Here is a 285-nt window from a genome sequence, read left to right as displayed (position 1 = left end):
CACCATATGGAGTGCGGCGTATTACTGACCGCGAAGTAAAACCCATGCCGGATGCGCCAGCATCCGGCATAATACCGATTACTCAGCAACTTCCTGCTTACGGTTACGCATCTTCGCGCCAATCCAGAACACCATAATGACGGAGAGTACTGCCGGGAAGAAGTTAGAGCTGATATCCGGATATTCCGCACGAACTACCGTGCTGTACAGCAGTACGCCGAGAATAAAACAGGCAGCTGCCAGACCCGGCAAGCCTACCGGCATAGTGCGATTAAGATAACGTTG

Annotated in this window: 1 protein-coding gene; it reads right to left on the bottom strand. The window is 52.3% G+C overall.

The genetic code is table 11. From position 1 onward, the window contains the following. Nucleotides 1–78: 78 nt before the first annotated feature. Nucleotides 79–285 (bottom strand): DUF1422 family protein (locus tag SB756_RS29405; RefSeq protein ID WP_410913081.1); only part of this gene is annotated, 207 nt, incomplete at its 5' end.

Origin of the sequence: Pseudomonas sp. SIMBA_068 (assembly GCF_046534705.1) — a bacterium.
Taxonomy (GTDB): Bacteria; Pseudomonadota; Gammaproteobacteria; order Pseudomonadales; family Pseudomonadaceae; genus Aquipseudomonas; species Aquipseudomonas putida.
This window is presented reverse-complemented; position numbering and strand designations above follow the sequence as displayed.